Source organism: Endozoicomonas sp. PH6C (assembly GCF_059322965.1).
In genome coordinates this window covers 3,187,533-3,205,785 of sequence record NZ_CP185342.1, presented here as the reverse complement: position 1 = coordinate 3,205,785, position 18,253 = coordinate 3,187,533, and the positions used below count along the sequence as shown (strand labels likewise).

At 48.7% G+C, this 18,253-nt stretch carries 14 protein-coding genes; 9 read left to right on the top strand and 5 right to left on the bottom strand.

Annotation, left to right across the window (positions count from 1 at the left end; all coding sequences use genetic code 11):
• Positions 1 to 248 precede the first annotated feature (248 nt).
• The 8 genes from ACOMG9_RS12005 to ACOMG9_RS11970 all read left to right on the top strand — a co-directional run bounded on the left by ACOMG9_RS12005 (position 249) and on the right by ACOMG9_RS11970 (position 6,983).
• Entirely contained in the window at positions 249 to 896 is a 648-nt protein-coding gene (locus ACOMG9_RS12005) for a TetR/AcrR family transcriptional regulator (RefSeq protein ID WP_448217064.1), read from the top strand.
• Positions 897 to 962: 66 nt separating this feature from the next.
• Complete coding sequence (locus ACOMG9_RS12000) at positions 963 to 1,445, top strand: L,D-transpeptidase family protein (protein ID WP_448217063.1); 483 nt, start codon at positions 963 to 965, stop codon at positions 1,443 to 1,445.
• A 39-nt stretch (positions 1,446 to 1,484) separates the two neighbouring features.
• Entirely contained in the window at positions 1,485 to 2,531 is a 1,047-nt protein-coding gene (gene nagZ / locus ACOMG9_RS11995; RefSeq protein ID WP_494530292.1) for a beta-N-acetylhexosaminidase, read from the top strand.
• Positions 2,532 to 2,625: 94 nt separating this feature from the next.
• On the top strand, positions 2,626 to 3,753 hold the full coding sequence (locus tag ACOMG9_RS11990; protein ID WP_494530291.1) for a mechanosensitive ion channel family protein: 1,128 nt from the start codon (positions 2,626 to 2,628) through the stop codon (positions 3,751 to 3,753).
• A gap of 142 nt (positions 3,754 to 3,895) precedes the next feature.
• Positions 3,896 to 4,972, top strand: a complete 1,077-nt coding sequence (locus ACOMG9_RS11985) for a mechanosensitive ion channel family protein (protein WP_494530290.1) — start codon at positions 3,896 to 3,898, stop codon at positions 4,970 to 4,972.
• 35 nt (positions 4,973 to 5,007) lie between these two features.
• Positions 5,008 to 6,201 (top strand): PP2C family protein-serine/threonine phosphatase, encoded by a 1,194-nt coding sequence (locus ACOMG9_RS11980; RefSeq protein WP_422137962.1) that lies wholly within the window; start codon positions 5,008 to 5,010, stop codon positions 6,199 to 6,201.
• Positions 6,202 to 6,217: 16 nt separating this feature from the next.
• Positions 6,218 to 6,550: an STAS domain-containing protein gene (locus ACOMG9_RS11975; RefSeq protein ID WP_448217059.1), complete on the top strand. Its 333-nt coding sequence runs from the start codon at positions 6,218 to 6,220 to the stop codon at positions 6,548 to 6,550.
• Position 6,551: 1 nt separating this feature from the next.
• Positions 6,552 to 6,983 (top strand): ATP-binding protein, encoded by a 432-nt coding sequence (locus ACOMG9_RS11970; RefSeq protein ID WP_448217058.1) that lies wholly within the window; start codon positions 6,552 to 6,554, stop codon positions 6,981 to 6,983.
• A gap of 76 nt (positions 6,984 to 7,059) precedes the next feature.
• Here ACOMG9_RS11970 and ACOMG9_RS11965 read toward each other — a convergent pair whose 3' ends face one another.
• Both ACOMG9_RS11965 and mfd read right to left on the bottom strand, forming a co-directional pair.
• The gene (locus ACOMG9_RS11965) at positions 7,060 to 8,082 is read right to left on the bottom strand and encodes a CsiV family protein (RefSeq protein ID WP_494530289.1); all 1,023 of its coding nucleotides are present in this window, start codon (positions 8,080 to 8,082) and stop codon (positions 7,060 to 7,062) included.
• 82 nt (positions 8,083 to 8,164) lie between these two features.
• Complete coding sequence (gene mfd, locus ACOMG9_RS11960) at positions 8,165 to 11,623, bottom strand: transcription-repair coupling factor (protein ID WP_494530288.1); 3,459 nt, start codon at positions 11,621 to 11,623, stop codon at positions 8,165 to 8,167.
• A 312-nt stretch (positions 11,624 to 11,935) separates the two neighbouring features.
• Here mfd and ACOMG9_RS11955 point away from each other — a divergent pair, with 312 nt between their 5' ends.
• On the top strand, positions 11,936 to 13,372 hold the full coding sequence (locus tag ACOMG9_RS11955; RefSeq protein ID WP_422133755.1) for a glyceraldehyde-3-phosphate dehydrogenase: 1,437 nt from the start codon (positions 11,936 to 11,938) through the stop codon (positions 13,370 to 13,372).
• Positions 13,373 to 13,417: 45 nt separating this feature from the next.
• On the opposite strand, the gene ACOMG9_RS11950 is transcribed toward ACOMG9_RS11955, so the two are convergent.
• Genes ACOMG9_RS11950 through ACOMG9_RS11940 form a run of 3 tightly spaced genes read right to left on the bottom strand, consistent with a single transcriptional unit; the run spans position 13,418 to position 18,140 of the window.
• Complete coding sequence (locus tag ACOMG9_RS11950; RefSeq protein ID WP_448217056.1) at positions 13,418 to 14,926, bottom strand: SpoVR family protein; 1,509 nt, start codon at positions 14,924 to 14,926, stop codon at positions 13,418 to 13,420.
• Between the two features lie 2 nt (positions 14,927 to 14,928).
• Positions 14,929 to 16,200, bottom strand: coding sequence for a YeaH/YhbH family protein (locus ACOMG9_RS11945; protein ID WP_448217055.1), 1,272 nt, complete (start codon positions 16,198 to 16,200; stop codon positions 14,929 to 14,931).
• A gap of 17 nt (positions 16,201 to 16,217) precedes the next feature.
• Positions 16,218 to 18,140: a PrkA family serine protein kinase gene (locus tag ACOMG9_RS11940; RefSeq protein WP_448217054.1), complete on the bottom strand. Its 1,923-nt coding sequence runs from the start codon at positions 18,138 to 18,140 to the stop codon at positions 16,218 to 16,220.
• Positions 18,141 to 18,253 lie beyond the last annotated feature (113 nt).

Sequence of the window (18,253 nt, the reverse complement as noted above, 5' to 3'; positions counted from 1 at the left end):
GCAAGAGCTTTCCCGTATTCCTTGCTATGCAGGACTTGACTTAAATTATTGATTTATTTTCTTGACATTAGGTCCACCATAGGGTGGCTGTTCTAGAGGGTAAGCATAAAAGGTATGCAAGGTCGTCCAGAGCATTGGCTTGAAGTGTTGACTTGAAGTCGATTCAAGCTGCAGCAGCCTTGACAGTTCAGGGCCAGATACGTAGGTTCTACACAGTCGTTTAATAAACTTATAAAATTCTTTGTACCATGGCACAACTTTCAACTGTCGAAAGAATTCTGGATTCAGCCGAACTGCTCTTCGCTGAACATGGCTTCTCAGAGACTTCCTTAAGAACCATTACAAAACAGGCAGGGGTTAATCTGGCTGCAGTGAACTATCACTTTGGTTCCAAAAAAGCGCTGATACAGGCGGTTTTTGCCCGTTTTCTGGACCCCTTCATGAAAGGGCTGAATACCACTCTGGATGAGTGGTCCGATCAGAGTGAGCCACCTGATCTTGAGGCTGTGCTTGAGATACTTGTTGACCATATTCTTGCTGTAAAACCCAGAAGGCCCGATGACATCTCTATTTTTATGAAACTCATGGGGCTGGCTTTCACACAGAACCAGGGGCATTTGAAGCGTTATCTGACGGAAACTTATGGAACCGTCTTCAGCCGATACTTTGAGTTGTTGTTCAGGGCCTGTCCTGACCTTCCGATAGCCGATAAATTCTGGCGTACTTATTTCAGTCTTGGCTCTGCTGTCTTTTCCGTATCTGGCGCCGATGCACTTCTCTCCATTGCCCAGAGAGATTATGACATTGATGACAATCTTGAGAACATTATGAGAAGAATGGTGCCATTTATGGCAGCTGGTCTGCGCGCTCATGCCACCTATAAGAATGGTCGATAATCTTTATTCGAGTTGCTGGCTCTCGAGCCTGAGCCAAAGCGAAACCAGTCAATACGAGATTCATCTGTGCACATTAATGTTAGAATTGCCTCGCAGACTCTGGAGCTGCTGCAAAAGGGTGCAGAAAAGATTTGTTACTCTGTATCCACCGCCAGTAAAGGAACAGGGCAGCAGGAAGGTAGCTGGCAGACTCCACTGGGGCGTCATATTATTCGTGCGAAAATCGGTGAGGGCCTCCCTCTCCATGCGGTTTTTGTGGGAAGGCGATACACGGGTGAGATCTATTCACCCGAACTATTACAACAATACTCTGAACGTCGGGACTGGATTTTAAGCAGAATTCTCTGGTTAAGCGGTCTTGAACCCGGCTACAACCGTCTGGGAAATGTCGATACCATGCGACGGTATATTTATATCCACGGATCACCCGATACCGCTGTGATGGGTGAGCCGGGTTCGAGAGGCTGTATCAGGATGCATGGTCATGACATGATTGATTTATTTGACCGGGTTCATCCCGGAACTACTATTGATATTCTGCCAGAGTAGTTTTATCGCATGCAGACGGGTCAGGAGAGCAAGAAAAGTATGTATAGGCATGATCATAACAATGCGAAAAATACTGGCGTTCTGATAATCGACCTTGAAGGTCAGACACTCCAGCCTGAAGAGCGGGAATTACTCCTGCATCCCGGTGTTGCCGGCGTATTGTTTTTTGCCCGGAATTTTCACGATCGCAAACAGTTCTGTGATCTGGTCAGAGACATAAGAAGTATCAGACAGAACCTGATTTTGATGGTGGATCAGGAAGGTGGTAGGGTTCAGCGTTTCAGAAACGACTTTACCCGTTTGCCGCCTGCCGGGCGTTACGCCAGCTATTTCAACTGTGATCCCCAGAAAGCCCTGGAGTTGGTTGAGGATTGTGGCTGGCTTATGGCAGAAGAATTACTCTCCTGCGGCCTTGACATGAGTCTGGCTCCAGTTTTGGATCTGAACCTGGGTCTGACCGATATAGTGGGCGACCGTGCCTTCGGCTGTGAGCCAGAAAACGTGATTAAACTGGCTGGTGCATGGTGCAGTGGTGTCCGTGAATCAGGAATGGCCTGTGTGGGTAAACATTTTCCCGGCCATGGCAGTGTTAACGAAGATTCTCATCTGACCCTGCCCACGGACAATCGTTCGCTGAGTGCCATCCAGCAGCAAGATATGGTGCCATTCAAAGCTCTGATAGAGCAGGGCATGGAAGCGATTATGCCCGCACACATTGTTTTTCCTGAAGTAGATGATCAGCCTTGTGGTTTTTCATCAATCTGGTTGCAAGACATCCTTAGAGAACAGATCGGTTTTAATGGGTTAGTCATCAGCGACTGTCTGACCATGGAGGGTGCAGCTTCAGCCGGAAGTTACACTGTCCGGGTCGAAAAAGCCTTGAACGCGGGTTGTGATTTATTGTTATTAAGCAGCAGGGAGGGTGTCCGGGAAGTTTTGCCCTGGCTTGAACGGTCTTCTTTCTCAACGCCTGATCTTTCATCTCTTCAGGCCCGTGGCGGTCGAGCTCTGGAAGAGCTGGTGACTATGGATCGCTATCTTAGTTGCAAGGACAGACTGGATTACCTTTCTGAACGATTTAACTGATCTGCCATAAAACGACAATAGAATGGTTTCAATCCTGTGGGAATGAAATCATTCTCAGTGCTAAGTGTCCCGTTCCCTATCCGGAAGTCTGATAATGTCTCTTTCTCACCCTTTTTTTCATGAACTGGATATTCCTCAATGGGTTATTCAGGCCGTTATTGTCCTGTTGATTTCAGGCGTTATCAATCTGATCTTGTCCAGAGTGTTTGCTCATCTTTCCAGAGATGGTCGTGCAGCCCTTACCCCCTGGAATGATGCCGTTATCAGGGGACTCAGAACCCCTCTGATCCTGCTGATCTGGGTCATTGGTTTCTGCTGGGTTGTTGCTGTAGTTGCCAAGGCTACGGATTCTGAGTTAATCGATGGTCTGAATAATCTCAGGGATGTCATTATCCTGACCCTGGTGGGTTGGAGCATTATCCGTTTCATTCGTCAGCTGGAACGAAACTTCCTGAATCCTGAACTGGCAGGCGATAAGTCTAATGATCCAACGACCGTAGTAGCGATTGGCAGATTAAGCAGAATTGTGGTCATCATCATCTGTTTTCTGACTGTATTACAGTCACTTGGCTACAGTATCTCAGGTCTTTTGGCATTTGGTGGTGTTGGAGGTTTGGCAGTCGGTTTTGCCGCTAAGGATATGCTGGCCAATTTCTTTGGTGGTCTGATGATTTACCTAAATAAACCCTTCCGGGTTGGTGACTGGATTCGTTCGCCGGATAGAAACATTGAAGGCACTGTGGAATACATTGGCTGGAGAGAAACCCGCATCAAGACATTTGATAAGCGACCACTCTACGTTCCCAACGCCACTTTCAACAGCATTTCTGTTGAGAATCCATCGCGAATGGAAAATAGAAGGATCAAGGAAACTGTTGGCCTGAGGTATCAGGATGGCCAGAAGGTGGAAGTGATCGTCGAGGAAATACGACAGTATCTGAACGACAACGATGAAATCGCCAGCGATAAGACTCTTCTCGTATCGCTCAATGCCTTTGGGCCCTCCAGCCTCGATATTTTAGTCTATTGCTTTACATGTACCAGAGACTGGGCAGAGTACCTCAGGGTCAAACAGGATGTCCTGGTCAGGATAATGGCTATTATCCATTCTCATGACGCTGATATTGCCTTCCCGACCCGGACGCTTGATGTCCCGCAAGAGTGGCTCGGCAAGTTGAAGCAGACACCGGCAAAAACGGCTGAACCGGCTATGATAGATTGATTTCAACCCTTTAGTGTTGAAATCAAAGTATGTTCGTCCAGCTTTTATCCCTTGAGGATAATTTCAATGGTCTGAATATAACCGGGAAGGCGATGGCCGATATCCCCTTTACCATGGGGTTTTCTTGTGCGAGGAGCAGGCAATGTTTTGGGAGGGTCTTCTTAAAGGGGATAATGTCGATCTAGTGACAGCGATTGTGGCTGCTGTTATCGTTTCCTGGTTCAGCCACTTCCTTCTCAGTCGATGGGCTCAATCTGAGAATCAATCGGTGAGAGCCTGTCTGGCCTCAGCTTTTCGTCCTCCGTTGTTGCTTCTTCCGTGGTTGTTATGTTTTTTTTACCTCGCTCACTGGTTTGTTGATCATAGTGAAGAAGAAGGCCATGACTGGCTGGCCACATCAGAAGCTGTCTGCTCAGTATTACTTCCACTCTGGCTTCTGCTGAGACTCATCAGGCAGTTACCGAACATTGCCGAGATCTCGGGCGTTCAAGATAAAGATCTCGACCTGGCCAGAACCCTGTCACGGTTTTTTCATATCGTTCTGATTGTTCTGGCGGTGATGATTCTGGCGCAAAAGTTGGGCTATTCGCTCTCCGCGCTGCTGACTTTTGGTGGCGTAGGCGGCTTGATTGTGGGTATGGCTGCCAGGGAATGGTTGGCCAACTTCTTTGGTGGTTTGATGTTAATGCTGGATAAACCCTTTAAAGAAGGCGATTGGGTTCGTTCTCCGGACCGACAGATAGAAGGCCATGTAGAACATATTGGCTGGCGCTTGACCCAGATAAGAAATTTTGATCGCAGACCCGTGTTTGTCCCGAACTCGGTCTTCACCAGTATCGTTTTGGAAAATCCATCCAGAATGCGTAACCGCCGGGTTGTTGAAAACTTTGGTATTCGCTACGAGGATCTGGACAAGATCCCCGCCGTCATGAATCAGATCACGACAGAATTTCTTCAGCATCCCGAGCTGGATTGTTCGGAGCCCCACTATGCAAGGTTTCTAAAATATGGGGATTCATCACTGGAGTGTCAGGTCCGGGTGCATGTCATTCCCAAGGGCAGAGTGGACTTTGTCAGGGTCCAGGAAAGCATCATGTTGATCATTGCTTCTGCAGTTCAAAAAGCAGGAGCGGAGTTCGCCTATCCGGTGATGAAAGTGATTCATAAAGCGAATGCTGAACCAGAGTCAGGTAACTCACCCGATAATGATAGCCACTGATTAAGATGAAATAAGGCCCGGCCGATATAGGCTAAATGAATATTCTTATCGTTGAAGATGCTCGTGACCAGCGTTTGATGCTCTCCGTGGTATTGAAAAAGCAGGGGCACCAGGTACTCGAGGCCGAGAATGGTAGACAGGCTCTGGAGATTCTGCGGGAACATCAGGATGTCAGAATTATCATCAGCGATTGGATGATGCCTGAGATGGATGGTCTGGAACTGCTCAGGCAGACCCGAAAAACAGATCTTGGACGTTATATTTATTTTATCCTGCTCACCGGTAATGCAGATCATAAGGCAGTTGTTGAAGGCATGAATGACGGGGCGGATGATTTTCTTGCCAAGCCGGTTAATTTTGATGAATTGGCTGCCCGCCTGAAAGCAGGGATTCGTATCATCGAACTTGAGAGGCAGCTCGAGCTGCAGAATACACGCCTGGTTGAAGCGATTCAGACCGTTGAAAAAGATCTTGAATCGGCGGCCAAAGCCCAGGAAGTTTTGCTGGCTCAACCGGCGACCATACAACATGTTTCTTTTGACTGGTTTTTCCAGCCCAGCAAAATACTGGGCGGGGACATGTTTGGTTATCAGGCTATTGATGGTGAAACCTTAGGGTTCTATCAACTGGACGTGGCCGGGCATGGTATTCCCTCAGCGCTCTTTTCATTTACTCTGAATAATATTCTCTCAGAAACATCGGGCAGAGGCTCCATCGTCAAGGAAACATTGGATCATGAACCATTCAATAAGGTGCGTGCGCCCGAAAAGGTTCTGGCCTCACTGAACCGGCGGTTTCAGTTGACACCTGAGTCGATGCTTTATTTCACCATTGCCTATGGACTTATCAATAGTCGCACAGGTCAGGTGACATTATCACAGGCGGGTCATCCGCAACCCTTATGGATTCATCGTGATAAAGCCTTTGTAGAGCCCGTAATGGGTGGAGGAGTGCCCATCGGTATGATGCCGGACATGGAATACATCTCCAGCACTTTGCAGTTTCAGCCGGGTGACCGTCTGTTTCTCTATTCTGACGGAGTGACGGAATGCGAAAACACTGAAGGTCAACAGTTTGGTGAGGCCCGTTTGCTGCAATGCCTGCAAGATACTTTAGATGACGATTTAAAATCAGTTGTTGACCAGGTAGAGAAAAATGTCAGAGACTGGAGTGAGCTGGACCGTTTCGATGACGATGTGACCTACCTGTTACTGGAATGGAAACCCTGAAAGCCAGGAGGATGGCATGGCGTTTGAACACTACGAGGAAGGCCAGATTACAGTGGTCCGGATTGATGAGTCCCGTCTCGATGCTTCCGTTGCCGAAGCGTTTAAAACCTATGTGTTTGATCTGATTGAAGAGGGCAAATCCGAGCTGATTGTCGATCTTGCCGAAGTGCGTTTTATGGACAGCACAGGCTTGAGCGTGCTGGTAGCGGGTCTTAAGAAATTGTCGGGTAAGGGGTCACTCAGTCTGGCTTCTGCACAACCTGCGGTGCAGGATCTGTTTGATCTTACGTCCATGGATAAATTGTTCAAACTCCATGGTTCAGTGGCTGAGGCTGTTAAAGGGAGCTGACATGTCACAGGTGCTGAAGCTGGAAATCGACAGCCAGTTATCCAATACCAGGCTAGTGGCTATGGCGGTCAGGGGTGTCTGTGCCATGACCACTCTCTCTCCTGTTGAAATTAATCGGCTAGAGCTTTGTCTGGTAGAGATTGTCAACAATGCCATTGAGCATGCTTACGAAAATGAAGCGGGCCATCCGGTGGAAGTGTGTATCAATCTGGACAAGACCATGATGAATATTTCTGTTAGCGACTGGGGACACAGTATTCCGGACGATGTCATGCAGAATACGACTGAAATGGTCGTTGATCCTGAGCATCCTGAAGCCTGGTTGTGCAGTGGCCGTGGTCTACACATTGTGAACAAGCTGATGGATCAGGTGACCTATGAGTCAAACCAGGACAAGAACAGCTTTATCATGAAAAAAGAGCTGCGCCACTGACAGCTCTTTTTATACCAATCGAACTTTCCACGCCGCCTTGTCTCGGGTTAGAAAGCACGATGGGTATTACTCCGAATCAGCTGCCTTCCTGATCGACAATTCCGGGTAGTATCCCTGGCTCCGGGCTTTTTTCCTGGTCAGCTTCCATTTCAGGTAGCAAAGGTTTATCCGGCTTTTTATAGGGCGTCAGTTTGAACAGAACACCGATGACCGGGCTGTCCAGGTACTGAACCTCATCACTGTTTTTGATTCTGCGACTTTCCTGCAAATGAAAATTACGGGAAATCTTCATGGGCTGACCGTCAGGTGCCCTGACCAGTTGCAGATTTTTATCCAGGGTTGGTTTCTTTTGAGACTCCGGGTGCGGCTGAACATTCTCCATGTTTTTTGCCAGTGCTTCCCATGCCAGTTCGCTGTACCAGAGATTAACTTTTACATGCAGATAACGACTGGAGCTGATCGTAACGGTACCTTCCAACATACTGGGTTTTTTACTTTGTGTGTTGTAGTTGCCTATCCTGATTGGCCTCGAACTTTTGCCTTCCCTGAGCGGCATCAGCCAGGCTTTTTGATCGAGAATCCGGTAGCCACCATTTTTGGACAGGGCACTGCTTTCACTTTGCAACAAGTGTGATGGGTAGGGCAGGGACACAAAGGCATCCCGCTCCAGATCTGTTGCAGGCTTTTTGTCAGGACGATCCAGAAAGTCAGTGAGATCAGAAGAGGTTCCTTTTGCGTCTGTCCCGGAGTTGTAGGATTTTAGCTTAATGGCGTCAGCGGGAAGAGGGTGAGCGGTAATACCAGGCCATTTCTCATTGTCACTCGTACTCTGCTCGTTCAAAAATACAATCACGTCAGCCTGGTACCACTGGGTATCCTCACTGGCAATGGCCGTTATGGAGACTGTGCCCAGAAGTAGGGTACCGATCGCTTTTTGAATCATGCCGAAGGTGACATTGTGATTAACAGTCGTTTTTTTCAGCTCAAGGCGTTTCATAAAATCCCTGCTTAATCCTGAAACTCTTTGACCTTCAGTCTGGTGTGCAGCGGTGCGCCAGTGCTGAGGTATCTGAACAGTGGGCTTCAAAAGTGTGGTCATGCCGTTTCGTAAACAGTTTTAGAGGACTCAGAGCCGTATGAAGCAGACATTGATCGAAAAGACGCATGACTGCTTCTCACTCTTACGGGGCCAGTCGATCCAATAGTTGCTCAAGCAGCTTGAATCGTGCTTCGCCTTTTTCCATGGAGCCACTGTACTTCAACACGCTGCTACCTTCCAGTTTGAATAGGTGCGGCTCAAATTGAATCAGCTGAATGATGGCAATGGGGTTAATGTCCGGTTGACTGTTAAATTCGATTCGGGCACTGGTGGCACCGGCATCAATTTTGATAATACCCATTTTCTCGGCTCTTAACCTGAGACGGGTCTGCCGAAAAAGGTTCTTGGTCTGTTCCGGCAACAGGCCGAATCGGTCAATCAGTTCAACCTGAAGGTTTTTCAGATCTTCGTCGTTTTTCGCTGCAGCAATTCGTTTATAGAGAATCAGTCGGTTATGAACATCATGAATATAGTCCTCCGGAAGCAGTGCGGGTAACCGCAGGTTCACATCGCTGCCTTGCTGTAAAGGTTTGTCCAGGTCCGGTGTTTCACCTTTTCGGATCGCTTCCACTGCTTTCTCAAGCATTTCGGTATAGAGTGTAAAGCCAACATTCTGAATCTGCCCACTCTGATCTTCACCCAGCAACTCACCCGCTCCCCGTATTTCCAGGTCATTGGATGCCAGCATAAAGCCAGCTCCCAGGTCCTGGGCTTCGGCAATGGCTTCCAGTCTTTTCAGAGCATCCCTGGTCATGGATTTTGGTGAAGGTGTCAAGAGATAAGCATAGGCTTGATGATGAGATCGACCGACCCGACCTCTCAACTGGTGCAATTGTGCCAAGCCAAACTTGTCCGATCGGTGGATGATAATGGTATTGGCATTCGGTATATCAATACCTGTCTCAATGATGGTAGTACAGACCAGGATATTATGTCGTTTGTGATAGAAGTCGGACATGACCTGCTCCAGCTCTCTTTCACGCATCTGACCGTGACCGACGGCAATACGTGCCTCAGGAATAAGCTCCCGCAAATCAGCAGCCGCTTTCTCGATACTGGAAACTTCGTTGTGCAGGTAATAGACCTGACCGCCGCGCAATAGCTCACGCAGAATGGCTTCTTTGACCAGTAATTGATCGTTTTGTCGAACAAAGGTTTTAACTGACAGCCGTCGTGCAGGTGGCGTGGCTATGATTGACAGGTCGCGAATACCCGACATTGCCATATTAAGTGTCCGTGGGATCGGGGTAGCCGTCAGAGTCAGAATATCAACTTCGGAACGCAGGGATTTCAGCATTTCCTTGTGCCTGACTCCGAAGCGGTGCTCCTCATCAATAATCAACAGGCCCAGATTTTTGAACTTGAAATCACCCTGAATCAGTTTGTGGGTACCAATAATGATATCCAGTTTGCCTTCTGCGACTTTCTCCCTGAGTCCTTGAATTTGCTTTGCCGATTTGAAACGTGAGGCTACGTCGATTTCAACGGGCCAGTCGGCAAAACGGTCACGAAAGCTTTCGTAATGCTGCTGAGCCAGCAGGGTGGTCGGGACCAGGATCGCTATCTGCTTGCCACTTTGGACTGCCAGAAAGGCTGCTCTCATAGCCACTTCTGTCTTGCCAAAACCGACATCACCACAGACCAGTCGGTCCATGGGTTTACCCTCAGACATGTCTTTTATGACATTGATAATTGCCTGCTGTTGGTCCGGTGTTTCCTCAAACGGAAAGCCGGCCGTGAATGCATGATACTGTTGATCCGGTGCCGAAAAGGCAAAGCCCTTTCTGGCTTCTCGTCGGGCGTAGATATCCAGTAGCTCCGCTGCAGCATCTCTGGCCTTCTCAGCCGCTTTGCGACGAGCCCTGGACCATTGTTCGCTGCCAAGACGGTGCAGAGGAGCAAGCTCATCATCCGTGCCGGTGTAACGGGCAATAAGATGCAGAGAAGCGACAGGAATGTAGAGTTTAGCTTCGCTGGCGTATTCCAGGGTCAGGAATTCGGTTTCCTGATCATCAACGGACAGGGTTTGAAGCCCACGATAACGTCCTACGCCATGATCAATATGGACGACCGGAGCACCTTCTCTCAGCTCGGTCAGGTTACGGATGGTTTGATCGGTATCGGTCTGGGTATCGCCTTTTCGCCTGCGGCGCTGCATAACTCTCTGGCCCAGAAGCAGGGATTCCGGAATTAGGGCAATATTCAGATCTTTGAGAAAGAATCCTGATGCTAAAGTACCCAGGGTAATCCCCAGCGTCTCTTTTCTGCTCAGGAAGGTATCCCAGCTGTTGAATGTATCGGGGCGAATATCGGACTGGGCCAGCATTTCCAGCAGGACTTCCCTGCGACCCGCGCTCTCGGTCACCAGAAGAACCCTTGGTCCTGACTCGATCAGGTCTTCAAGAGGCTTTAAAGGGTGGTCGGCTCGGGCATTCAGGGTCAGCTCAGGTAATGACTGGTGATCAAGGTTGAAGCTGTCCGGGGCATCAACATGCTCAGCTGACAGGATAATACGCGGGTATTGTTTCAGAGCCCGGTTGATTTCTTCTGAAGGCATTAAAACCTTTGCGGGAGGCAGAAGCGGGTGGTGTTTATCGACTTTCCGGTTTTCGTAGCGATCCGTCAGATCCTGCCAGAAGTGTTCAATCGCTTCCTGCACGCCCTGATATTGAATGATCGTTGTGTCAGTGGACAAATGATCAAACAGCGTGGCTGTCTTTTCGAAAAACAGGGGCAGGTAATATTCAATACCCGGGCTTGCCATTCCCTGTCCTATGTCCTGATACACGGGACACTCACGGTGATCCACATCAAACGCTTCTCTGAACAGACTGCGGAAGCGATCTCTGGAGGTCTTGTCCATTGGGAATTCATGACCTGGAAGCAGTTCTATATGATCAACCTGTTCTATGGAGCGCTGGCTTTCCGGATCAAAAATTCGCAGGGTATCGATTTCATCATCAAACAGGTCAATCCGGTAGGGGGTATCGGAACCCATGGGGAAGATATCCATGAGTGACCCCCGAATTGCGAACTCACCATGCTCGTAGACTGTTTCAACACAACGATAACCCGCCTGTTCCAGTTGTTGCCTTTTCTCGGCAAGTACAAAGGTTTCACCCCGCTTCAAAACCAGACAGTTGGATTCCAGATAATCCCGGGGACAGAGTCGGTGCAGCAGGGTGGAAACCGAGATGATCAGCAGGGTCTTTTCGCTGCGAGGCAGTCGATACAGGGTTTTCAGCCGCTGGGAAATGATGTCCTGATGGGGAGAAAAAGCATCGTAGGGCAGTATCTCCCAGTCGGGAAAGTGCAGAATCCGGGTGGACCGATCACCTTTTAGGAAGAAATTCAGTTCTTCTTCAAGGGCATTGGCATGAGCGGAATCCGGGGTAATAACCAGAAGCGGCCTGCGGGTTGACCGGGCGGCACTGGCTATGGCGTATGAGCTTGTTGACTGGCTTAAATGACCCCAGAAGGTTTTATGCCCCGGAGTCTCTGGAAGCTGGAAAGAAGATGATTTCAAGTTGGCCTGCGACATGAAAGGTGACTTGTTCTTAATACGCTAGATCCGCAATTGTAGCTGCTCGGAGCAACAGATACCATGCACTAGCGCACCAACAATTGCCTGTAAAGTCGAAGAGTGATTGGACGCAGTGTTAAAGTTTGTTGTACTTTGTTGCCAAGTGGGGGTGAACTCTGGATAATAGCCCCTGAGCCGAAAGGCCAAAAAACGTAGACCTATGTTGTTTGAGGTAACCTGTCGGTTGCTTTCGGGTGACAGTCTGCCAGAAGTAAACAGCCTTGAGCTGATTGACAGCCTTGAGTGCATAAAAATTACAGGATTGGAACCGTGGGAAAAGACCATTTTCAGGACTGGAGAGAACGTGAAGCCTTAGCCGAATCCATGATTCCATTGATCGGCCGCTTGTATCGCGAAAACAACGTTGTGACCTCGATCTATGGCCGCTCAATCATCAACCGTTCTGTGATTGACATCCTTAAATCTCACAAATACGTGCGTCAGGTGGAAGGTTCTGCCCTGTGTGTCCGTCAGACATTCCCTGTCATTGAATTGCTGAGCAAGCTGAATCTGGCTCCGGGCAGAATTGATATTGGTAAGCTGGCATCCGGCTACGAAAAAAGTGAAGGCAAGCAAACCCTGGAAGCGTACGTTCGCAGTCAGGTCTCCGGGCTCGTGGATGGCAAGAATGGCAATGGCCATGACGATAAAGATGTCGTTCTCTACGGCTTTGGTCGTATTGGTCGACTCATGGCTCGAATTCTTGTTGAACGAGCAGGTGGTTCCGGCCTGAATTTGAGAGCGGTTGTCGTTCGCAAGGGCAAAGCGGAAAACGATCTGCAAAAGCGTGCCAGTCTGCTGAGACGTGACTCGGTCCACGGTTCATTCAATGGCACCATCAGTGTGGATGAAGAGAACAATATCATCTACGCCAACGGTGTGGCGATCCGGTTTATCTATGCCAACTCTCCGGATTCCATCGACTACACAAGCTACGGTATTAACAACGCTATCATCGTAGACAATACCGGTGTATGGCGTGACCAGGAAGGTCTGAGTCAACACCTTCAGTCTAACGGAGCTTCCAGGGTTCTGCTGACTGCCCCGGGCAAGGGCGATCTGAAAAATGTTGTGTTTGGTGTCAACCACAACATCATCAATGATGAAGATCAGATTATTTCTGCTGCATCCTGTACCACCAATGCGATCACACCCGTACTGAAAGCGATCTGCGACAAATTTGGTGTTGAGAATGGCCATGTGGAAACCGTTCACTCCTACACCAATGACCAGAACCTGATTGATAACTACCATAAAGGTTCCCGCCGTGGTCGCAGTGCTGCCCTGAACATGGTGATCACTGAAACCGGAGCTGCAAAGGCCGTCTCAAAGGCGCTGCCTCAGTTACAGGGTAAGTTGACCGGTAATGCCATTCGGGTTCCGACTCCCAACGTATCCATGGCTATCCTGAACCTGAATCTGTCCAAAGACACTACCGTTGAAGAGCTTAACAGCTATCTCCGCGAGATGGCGCTGTTCTCTGATCTCAAGAAGCAGATCGATTACGTGACCTCTTTTGAAGCGGTATCCAGTGACTTTGTCGGTAACCGTAATGCGGGTATTGTTGACAGTCAGGCCACCATTGTTGATGGCAACCGCTGCGTACTCTACGTTTGGTATGACAACGAATTTGGTTACAGCTGCCAGGTCAATCGTATTCTGCAACACATGACCGGTAATCACCACAAGACCCTGCCTCTTCAATAACAGGCATTAGTCATCGTCCTGAAAAAGCTCATCTGATGAGTTTTTTCAGGGGGTGCAGTGTATTTCCGAGGTACAGTAACTGTGCTGTACCACACCTTTAGCGTCCACGGAATTCAACCGTACGTCAAACCCCCATAGCAGGTGCAGGTGTTTGAGAATTTCCATAGCAGTTCCTGCGTGAAGGTTCTGACCCAGGTGCATGGAATGAATCAGGGTCAGCGAGCGGTCTCCTCTTACATCAACATCATAAACCTGGATATTAGGCTCCTGATTACCCAGATTGTATTGATTGGACAATGCCTCCCTGAGTGCTTTGTAACCTGACTCATCGTGTATGGCGCTGACTTCCAGGAAGGCTTTTTTGTGGTCGTCATCAATGCAAAATAACTTCATATCCCGCATCACTTTGGGTGAAAGGAACTGGAGTATAAAACTCTCGTCCTTGTATTGAACCATGGCGTGATGGATAGCTTTCAGCCAGTCACTGCCCGCCAGGTCAGGAAACCAGAGCCGGTCCTCTTCAGTAGGCTGCTCGCATATCCGGCGAATGTCCCGGTAGATATTAAAGCCCAGGGTATAAGGATTAATGCCGGAATAGCGTGGATCATCAAAATCCGGCTGAAACACGACATTACTGTGGGAATGCAGAAACTCGAGTATGTAGCCTTCGTTTATCAGACCTTCCCGGTAGAGCTGATGCATCAGTGTGTAATGCCAGAAGCTGGCCCAGCCTTCATTCATGACCTGGGTCTGTCGCTGAGGATAAAAATACTGGGCTATCTTACGGACAATTCGAATCAGTTCCCGCTGCCAGGTTTTTAACAGTGGGGCGTTTTTTTCAATAAAGTAGAGAATGTTTTCTTCCGGCTCCGGAGGGAAACGTCTTCTCAATTTGGCAGGGTCTTCCTTTTTGGTCGGGACCGTACGCCAGAGGTCATTGATATTTCTCTGGATATATTCTTCTCTTTCCCGTGCCTGATTTTTTTCCATTTCTGCAGAAATAGCAGAAGGGCGCATATATCGATTGACCCCCTGGTTCATCAGCGCATGACAGGCATCAAGCATCTCTTCAACGGCATCCACACCGTATTTCTCTTCGCACTGATAAATGTAGTTCCTGGCAAACAATAAATAATCGACAATCGAGTCTGCATTGGTCCACTGGCGAAAGAGGTAGTTGCCTTTGAAAAAAGAGTTGTGACCATAACAGGCATGGGCAATCACCAGCGCCTGCATGGCCATGGAATTTTCTTCCATCAGGTAGGCAATGCAGGGGTTAGAGTTTATGACGATTTCATAGGCCAGGCCCATGTGGCCGCGCTGATAGTTTTGAAGGTTGGTGAGAAATTTTTTGCCAAAACTCCAGTGATGGTACATCAGGGGCATGCCTACTGAAGCGTAGGCATCAATCATCTGTTCCGAATTAATGACTTCGATCTGGTTCGGGTAAGTATCAAGCTTAAATTTTTCTGCCAGCTGACCAATGGCCCTGTCATAAGCATGAAGCAATTCGAAGGTCCATTCGGAACCGGTTGAAAGGTACTGGCGAGTCATGGCTATTCCACTTTCTTTTCGAAAAGACGTCGGAAGACCGGATAGATATTGCTCTGGTCACGAATCTGCTGCTGGGCAAACTGTTCACTGAAGTTTTTTTCGATGTCTTTGTAGGTATGCCAGAGGTTCTGATGCCGGTTGGCGATTTCTACGTAGGCGAAATACTGGACCAGAGGCAGAAGCTTCCGGGTAATGGCGTCATGACAGAGTGGGTTATCGCTGTCCCAGTTATCGCCATCTGAGGCCTGGGCAACATAAATATTCCATTTTGCCGATGGATAACGATCATCAATGATCTGCCTGGCTAGCACCAGTGCTGAAGAGACAATGGTACCTCCCGTTTCCCTGGCGTAAAAAAAATCCTGTTCGTTACATTCTCGTGCTTGGGAATGATGTCTTATAAAAACCACTTCAGTGGCTTCATAATTTCTTTCCAGAAACAGGTAAAGCAAAAGAAAAAATCGTTTGGCTATATCCTTGATCTCACGGGTCATGGAACCCGAGACATCCATGATACAGATCATAACGGCTTTGCTGGAAGGTTGTGGCACCCTCACCAGATTGTTAAAGCGCAGATCAAAGTCGTCAATAAACGGCAACCGACGCAGCTTTTTGTTTAATTCAGTGATTTGATTGCGCAGCTCCTCTTCCTTCTCCCTGTCACGACCACCCGGTTGTACCTCAAGCTCCCTGAGTTGACGCTTCAACTCCCTGATCAATTTGCGTTCCTTGCCAAAAAGGGCAATTCTGCGGGCATTAGCGGCCCTGAGTGAACGCACGACATTCAACCGGTCAGGAGAGCCAAACAGGGTGAATCCGGCGAGCCTGAGAGAGTATTCGGTGGTGTCCATCAGGTTTTTCCTGATCAGGTTGGGCAGCTTCAGATCTTCAAAGAGATACTGAAGAAATTCATCCCGGTTGATCTGGAAGACAAAGTCATCAATGCCCGAACCCTGATGACTGGCTTCGCCTTCACCTGCCCCCTGACCCTGACTACCCTCTGGGCGCTTGAACCTGTCACCTGTGTGGAACTCTTTGTTGCCGGGATGAACATGTTGTCTGCGACCATTATCGCCATGATGAAAGACCGGTTCTGATACATCCTTCCTGGGAATAGCGACATCCGTACCACGCTCCATATCTGTAATCGAGCGTTGGTTGATTTGCTCCTTTACAGACTCTTTGATGGTGTTTTTGTACCGTCGCAGAAAGCGTTGACGGTTGACGGTACTTTTTTTGCCGCTGTTCAGGCGTCGATCAATGATGATACTCATGACGGTCACTTGCCGGGCTACTGGGACTTTCTGACCCTGATGTACCATTCAGACAGCAGCCTGACCTGCTTTTCGGTGTAGCCATGTTGGACCATGCGGTCTACAAAGTCGGCATGTTTCTTCTGGTCGTCATGAGAAGCCTTGGCATTGAATGAGATGACCGGCAGCAGATCTTCTGTGTTGGAGAACATCTTTTTCTCAATCACGGCTCTCATCTTCTCATAACTGAGCCAGATGGGATTCTTGCCCTGCATGTCAGCCCTGGCCCTGAGCACAAAATTCACCACTTCGTTGCGAAAGTCTTTCGGGTTGGCTATGCCCGCTGGCTTCTCAATTTTTTCCAGCTCATCATTCAGTGCCTTACGGTCAAGAATCTGCCCGGTATCCGGGTCCCTGAACTCCTGATCCTGAATCCAGAAATCCGCGTAGGTAATGTAGCGATCAAATATGTTCTGGCCATACTCAGAATAGGACTCCAGATACGCCGTCTGTATTTCCTTACCCAGAAACTCAACGTATCTTGGCGTCAGATACTCCTTGAGAAAGCCGATGTAACGCTCTTCCAACGCTTCAGGGAACTGTTGTTGTTCAATCTGCTGTTCAAGAACGTACAACAGGTGAACCGGGTTAGCTGCTATTTCGGTAGGGTCAAAATTAAAGACCTTTGAGAGAATCTTGAAAGCAAAACGGGTTGATAATCCTTCCATGCCTTCGTCAACGCCAGCGGCATCCCTGTATTCCTGGAGCGATTTGGCGTTGGGATCGGTGTCTTTGAGATTCTCGCCGTCATAAATCCGCATCTTCGAGTAAATGGAAGAATTCTCCGGATCTACAATTCGGGACAGGACGCTGAACTGAGCAAGCATCCGCAATGTGTCCGGGGCACAGGGCGCCTTGTTCAGAGAGCTGTGCTCAAGCAGCTTCTGATAAATTTTTATCTCTTCACTCATGCGGGTGCAGTAGGGCACCTTGATTATATTGACGCGATCAATGAAAGCTTCATTGGTTTTGTTGTTTCTGAATGTCTGCCACTCCGATTCGTTCGAGTGGGCAAGAATTATGCCTTCATAAGGAATTGAGCCAAGACCTTCTGTGCTGTTGTAATTACCTTCCTGGGTGGCTGTCAGTAAAGGGTGGAGTACCTTGATCGGCGCCTTGAACATTTCGACAAATTCCATAATGCCCTGATTGGCTCTACAAAGTGCCCCTGAGAAGCTATAGGCATCCGGATCATCCTGGGAATACTCTTCCAGTTGTCGTATATCCACCTTGCCCACCAGGCTGGAAATATCCTGATTGTTTTCATCGCCGGGTTCGGTTTTGGCAACGGCAATCTGCTTCAGTCGGTCAGGGTAGAGTTTGACGACTCTGAATTGGCTGATATCACCCTTGTATTCCTCGAGGCGCTTAACAGCCCATGGGGACATAATGTAGCGCAGACAGCGGCCGGGTATACCGAATTCTTTCGCGAGCAGCTCTCCGTCCTGCTCCGGGTTGAAAAGACCCAGCGGTGATTCGAACACCGGTGACCCCTTGATGGCATAGAAGGGTACTTTTTCTATCAGTTCCTTCAGTTTCTCTGCCAGAGAAGACTTACCACCGCCCACCGGGCCAAGCAAGTAGAGAATCTGCTTTTTCTCTTCCAGTCCCTGGGCGGCGTACTGGAAGTAAGAAACAATCTGTTCAATGGCTTCTTCCATACCAAAGAAGCCATCAAACGCCGGATATCGTTTGATCAGCTTATTGGAGAAAATTCTGCTGAGCCTCGGGTTTCTGGAAGTATCGATAAGCTCCGGCTCACCAATTGCCTCAAGAATACGCTCGGCGGCGCTGGCGTAGGTTCCGGGTTCATTCTTGCACAGTTCCAGGAAAGCCTGAAGGCTCATCTCTTCTTCCTGGGTCAGGTCATATCTTTGCTGGTAATGTTCAAACAGGGACATGCTGCTTACTCCGACGGGATTCGTCTGCAGGTGAAGTGAAGATAGTTGAAAAGCCAGTGATGACAATGAATCAGGGAGTGAAGTATTTCATCTTCTTCATAAAAGAACGATGA

Excerpts from the sequence above, each read along its gene's own strand:
- ACOMG9_RS12005 (WP_448217064.1), top strand. The coding sequence starts at position 249 with ATGGCACAACTTTCAACTGTCGAAAGAATTCTGGATTCAGCCGAACTG.
- nagZ (WP_494530292.1), top strand. The coding sequence starts at position 1,485 with ATGTATAGGCATGATCATAACAATGCGAAAAATACTGGCGTTCTGATA.
- ACOMG9_RS11990 (WP_494530291.1), top strand. The coding sequence starts at position 2,626 with ATGTCTCTTTCTCACCCTTTTTTTCATGAACTGGATATTCCTCAATGG.
- ACOMG9_RS11985 (WP_494530290.1), top strand. The coding sequence starts at position 3,896 with ATGTTTTGGGAGGGTCTTCTTAAAGGGGATAATGTCGATCTAGTGACA.
- ACOMG9_RS11980 (WP_422137962.1), top strand. The coding sequence starts at position 5,008 with ATGAATATTCTTATCGTTGAAGATGCTCGTGACCAGCGTTTGATGCTC.
- ACOMG9_RS11975 (WP_448217059.1), top strand. The coding sequence starts at position 6,218 with ATGGCGTTTGAACACTACGAGGAAGGCCAGATTACAGTGGTCCGGATT.
- ACOMG9_RS11970 (WP_448217058.1), top strand. The coding sequence starts at position 6,552 with ATGTCACAGGTGCTGAAGCTGGAAATCGACAGCCAGTTATCCAATACC.
- ACOMG9_RS11965 (WP_494530289.1), bottom strand. The coding sequence starts at position 8,082 with ATGACCACACTTTTGAAGCCCACTGTTCAGATACCTCAGCACTGGCGC.
- mfd (WP_494530288.1), bottom strand. The coding sequence starts at position 11,623 with ATGTCGCAGGCCAACTTGAAATCATCTTCTTTCCAGCTTCCAGAGACT.
- ACOMG9_RS11950 (WP_448217056.1), bottom strand. The coding sequence starts at position 14,926 with ATGACTCGCCAGTACCTTTCAACCGGTTCCGAATGGACCTTCGAATTG.
- ACOMG9_RS11945 (WP_448217055.1), bottom strand. The coding sequence starts at position 16,200 with ATGAGTATCATCATTGATCGACGCCTGAACAGCGGCAAAAAAAGTACC.
- ACOMG9_RS11940 (WP_448217054.1), bottom strand. The coding sequence starts at position 18,140 with ATGTCCCTGTTTGAACATTACCAGCAAAGATATGACCTGACCCAGGAA.